Genomic DNA, 4,932 nt, shown 5'->3' with positions numbered 1-4,932 from the left:
CGCGCAACCGCTCGCCGCTCGATCCCGAGGAGACGCTGCGCGTCCTCACCCGCCTGACGGACGCCGAGATCTTCGAGCAGTTCGTGCACACGAACTTCCTCGGCGCGAAGCGATTCTCGGCCGAAGGCGCCGAGAGCATGATTGCCATGCTCGATCTCCTCATCGACCATGCCGCGGGCCACGGAATCGAGGAGATCGTCATCGGTATGGCCCACCGCGGCCGGCTCAACGTGCTCGCCAACGTCATGGGGAAGAACGTGCGCGAGATCTTCGCGGCGTTCCGCGACTCGAACCCGGAGCGCAACCTCGGCCGCGGCGACGTGAAGTACCACCTCGGTGCCTCCGCCGGACGCATCACCTCCACGGGCCGCAAGATCCACCTCTCGCTCGCGTTCAATCCGAGCCACCTCGAGTTCGTGAACCCGGTCGTCGAGGGGCGCGTACGCGCGAAGCAGGATCGGCGCGCGCGGCTCGGCATCATGCCCCTTCTCATTCACGGCGACGCGGCGTTCATGGGTCAGGGGATCATCGCCGAGACCCTCAACATGGCGGGGCTCGAGGGCTACTCGACAGGCGGCACGATCCACCTCGTCGTCAACAATCAGATCGGTTTTACCACGGTGCCGAGCGACTCGCGCTCCACGCGTTACTGCACCGACATCTCGCGCATGCTCAACGTGCCCGTTTTCCACGTGAACGGAGAGGACCCCGAGGCGGTCATCCAGGTGACACGCCTCGCGATCGAATTCCGCCAGCGGTTCAATCGCGACATCGTCATCGACATGTGGTGCTACCGCCGCTTCGGCCACAACGAGGGCGACGAGCCGAGCTTCACCCAGCCGCTGATGTACGCCGCGATCAAGACCCACCCGCCGATCAGCGAAATCTACGCCAAGCGGCTGGTCGCGGAAGGGGTCATCGACCAGGCTTGGCTGGACGAGAAGACGAAGCAGTTCGTCACCTTGCTCGAGGGCGAGTTCCAGGCGGCGCTCAGCTTCAAGCCGAACAAGGCCGACTGGTTCGAAGGCCGCTGGAGCGGCTTTGGCCGGCCCGACGAGCCGGTTCTTGGCCGCCGCAACACCGCGACCGCGATCCCCGACGACCTGTTCGGCGAGGTCGGCGAGACGCTGACCACCATCCCCGCCGAGCTGACGGTCCACAAGACGCTCGCCCGGATCCTCGATGCCAAGAAGGCGATGTTTGCCAATGGCGAAGCGTTCGACTGGGCAACTGGCGAAGCATTGGCCTTCGGCAGCCTCGTCGCCGAGGGCCACAACGTCCGCCTGTCGGGCCAGGATTCGGGCCGCGGCACCTTCAGCCAGCGCCACGCGGTGTGGGTCGACCAGGTCAATGGCGAGAAGTATATCCCGCTGCGCACCGTTCAGGGTGGCCGCTTCGAAGTGCGCGACAGCCCGCTTAGCGAATTCGGCGTGCTCGGGTTCGAATATGGCTATTCGATCGCCGACCCGCGCACGCTGGTGCTGTGGGAAGCGCAGTTCGGCGATTTCGCCAACGGCGCGCAGACGATCATGGACCAGTTCATCGCGAGCGGCGAGTCGAAGTGGCTGCGCGCGAGCGGTCTTGTCCTGCTCCTCCCTCACGGCTTCGAGGGGCAGGGGCCCGAACACTCGTCGGCCCGCCTCGAGCGCTATCTCCAGCTGTGCGCCGACGATAATATCCAGGTCGTCAACTGCACCACCCCGGCGAATTATTTCCACGTCCTGCGCCGCCAGCTGCTGCGTGATTTCCGTAAACCGCTGATCATGATGACGCCGAAATCGCTGCTGCGCCACAAGCTGGCGGTATCGACCCGCGCCGACTTCACCGGGGAGAGCCACTTCAAGCGGATCCTGTCGGATCTCAACCCGCCCGCCGCTGGCAAGACCCGTCGGCTGGTGCTGTGCTCAGGCAAGGTCGCGTTCGAGCTGCTCGAGGCACGCAACGCCGCGGGCGCGAGCGACACCGAGATCATCCGCGTCGAGCAAATCTATCCCTTCCCGTCGGAGCCTTTGGTCAAGCGGCTGAAGGCGATGCCCAATTTGACCGAACTGGTCTGGGCGCAGGAAGAACCGAAGAACAATGGCGCGTGGCACTTCGTCGAAAGCTGCCTCGAGGAGTGCCTGGCCAATTCAGGCCACACGGGAATGCGCCCGCGCTATGCCGGCCGCGCCGCCTCGGCCTCGCCCGCGACAGGCCTTGCGAAACGCCACGCCGCCGAGCAGGCCGCGCTGATCGCCGACGCGCTCGGCCACAATGTCATCCCAGCCGCCGCTGCGGCCGAGTAAAGGACGAACCATGCCGACCGATGTGAAGGTGCCGACGCTCGGCGAATCGATCACTGAGGCGACGCTGGGCGCATGGCTCAAGCACCCCGGCGACGCGGTCGCCGCCGACGAGCCGATTGCCACGCTCGAGACTGACAAGGTCAGCGTCGACGTGCCCTCGCCGGTGGCGGGAATTTTCGGCGAGGCGCTGGTCAAGGAGGGCGACACCGTCGCGGTCGGCGCCCTGATCGCGCGGATTGGCGAGGGGGCGGCTGCATCCGCTGCAGCGGCCACGGTCGTCAACCCCGCCGGTCCCGCCGAAACCCCGGCGCTCAAGGGTGATGCCAATGCACCCGATGCCGCCAAGCCAGGCGCCTCGACCGACAGCGCGAGCGATGCCGCCGCGAGCGACTCCGCCTTGCGTCTCTCCCCCGCGGTCCGCCGCGCGGTGCTCGAAAACCATGTCGACCCGTCGGCGATTCAGGGTTCGGGAAAGGACGGCCGCCTGACCAAGGACGATGTTCTGGCTGCGGCGAAGATCAAGGGGGCGGCTCCCGCTCCGGCACCGGCTGCTGCTCCCGCACCTGCCGAGTCTTTGTTGGCGGGCCCTGTCGCTGCCGCTCGGGTGTCTTTATTGGCGGACCCTGTCGCTGCCGCTCGGCCCGCGGCGGCGGATCGCCGCGAAGAGCGCGTCAAGATGACCCGCCTGCGCCAGACCATCGCCACCCGCCTCAAGGACGCGCAGAACACCGCCGCGATCCTGACCACGTTCAACGACGTCGACATGTCTGCCGTGATCGACGCCCGCGCCCGCTACAAGGACCTGTTCGAGAAGAAGCACGGCATCCGCCTCGGCTTCATGGGTTTCTTCGTGAAGGCCGCCGCGCTCGCCGCCCGCGACGTCCCCTCGGTCAACGCCAGCCTCGACGGCGACGAGATCGTCTATCACGACTATCTCGACGTATCGGTCGCGGTGTCGGGCCCCAAGGGCCTGTTCGTCCCCGTCATCCGCTCCGCCGACCGAATGTCCTTCGCCGAAATCGAACAGGCCATCGCCGCCTATGGCAAAAAGGCCAGGGACGGCACGCTCAGCATGGAAGACATGAAGGGCGGCACCTTCACCATCTCCAACGGCGGCGTATTCGGCAGCCTGCTGTCGACCCCGATCATCAACCCGCCGCAGTCCGCAGTGCTCGGCATGCACCGCATCGAGGACCGCCCGGTCGCCCGCGACGGCCAGGTCGTCATTCGCCCGATGATGTACCTCGCGCTCAGCTACGACCACCGCCTGATCGACGGCCGCGAGGCGGTTACCTTCCTCGTCCGCATGAAGGAAGCGATCGAAGACCCGACGCGCCTGCTGATAGACTTGTAAGGAAGCATGATGGCCGACAATTTCGACTATGACGTCCTCGTGATCGGCTCCGGTCCCGGTGGCTATGTCGCCGCAATCCGGGCGGCGCAGTTGGGGCTGAAGACCGCGTGCGCCGAGAGTCGCGAGACGCTGGGCGGGACGTGCCTCAACGTCGGCTGCATCCCGTCGAAGGCGATGCTCCACGCCTCCGAGCTATTCGCCGAGGCGTCCTCCGGGGCACTCGCCAAGTTCGGTATCGACATCGCGGGCACGTCGCTCAACCTCGACCAGATGCACGCCGAAAAGGCCAAGGCGGTCAAGGAACTGACCGGCGGAATCGAATTCCTGTTCAAGAAGAACAAGGTCGAGTGGCTCAAGGGCCGCGCCGCGTTCGAAAACGCCACGACGGTCAAGGTCGGCGACCGTAGCGTCACCGCGAAGAACATCATCATCGCCACCGGCTCATCGGTCACCCCGCTCCCGGGCGTGAGCGTCGACAATGACGCCCATGTCATCGTCGATTCGACCGGCGCGCTGACGCTGCCGAAAGTCCCCGGGCACCTCGTCGTGATCGGCGGCGGGGTGATCGGGCTCGAGCTCGGCTCGGTCTGGTTGCGCCTCGGGGCCAAGGTCACCGTCGTCGAATATCTCGACCAGATCCTCCCCGGGATGGACGAGGAAGTCCGCACCGAATCCGCCAAGCTGTTCAAGAAACAGGGCTTCACCATCCGCACCGGCACCAAGGTCACCGGCGCGACCACCGCCAACGGCAAGGCCACGCTTACCGTGGAACCCGCGAAGGGCGGCGCCTCGGAAACGATCGAAGCCGACGTCGTGCTCGTTTCAATCGGCCGCCGCCCCAATGTCGACGGCCTCGCGCTCGACAAGGCCGGGCTGTCGCTCAACGCCCGTGGCCAGATCGACACCGACCATGACTTCCGCACCTCCGTTCCCGGCGTCTGGGCGATCGGCGACGTCATCCCCGGCCCGATGTTGGCGCACAAGGCCGAGGACGAAGGCGTTGCGGTCGCTGAAAACATCGCCGGCCACACTGGCATCGTCAATCACGCGGTGATCCCGTCGGTGGTCTATACCATGCCCGAAATCGCCGGTGTCGGCCTGACCGAAGAGGCTGCGCGCGCATTGGGCGAAATCAAGGTCGGCAAATTCCCCTTCATGGCCAACAGCCGCGCCAAGACCAATCGCGACACCGACGGATTCGTGAAAGTCATCGCCGACGCCAAGTCCGACCGCGTGCTCGGAGTATGGATCATCTCGTCACTGGCCGGCACACTCATCGCCGAAGCCTGCATC

At 66.0% G+C, this 4,932-nt stretch carries 3 protein-coding genes; all 3 read left to right on the top strand.

The features are described 5' to 3' along the window. A partial coding sequence (locus tag Q0R27_RS10610) for a 2-oxoglutarate dehydrogenase E1 component (protein ID WP_293944312.1) occupies positions 1 to 2,285 on the top strand: 2,285 nt, incomplete at its 5' end. 10 nt (positions 2,286 to 2,295) lie between these two features. Beyond that, the gene (gene odhB, locus Q0R27_RS10605) at positions 2,296 to 3,639 is read left to right on the top strand and encodes a 2-oxoglutarate dehydrogenase complex dihydrolipoyllysine-residue succinyltransferase (protein WP_293944309.1); all 1,344 of its coding nucleotides are present in this window, start codon (positions 2,296 to 2,298) and stop codon (positions 3,637 to 3,639) included. Between the two features lie 9 nt (positions 3,640 to 3,648). Further along, positions 3,649 to 4,932, top strand: a 1,284-nt coding sequence (lpdA, locus tag Q0R27_RS10600) for a dihydrolipoyl dehydrogenase (RefSeq protein WP_293944307.1), incomplete at its 3' end; no start/stop codon positions are given.

The organism is Sphingomonas sp. (assembly GCF_025362505.1).
GTDB lineage: Bacteria > Pseudomonadota > Alphaproteobacteria > Sphingomonadales > Sphingomonadaceae > Sphingomicrobium.
Note: the sequence above shows the minus strand (reverse complement) of the source record. Positions and strands in the feature narration are given on the sequence as shown.

What these genes read in the sequence shown, in the direction of transcription:
- odhB (WP_293944309.1), top strand. Translation starts at nt 2,296, where the DNA reads ATGCCGACCGATGTGAAGGTGCCGACGCTCGGCGAATCGATCACTGAG.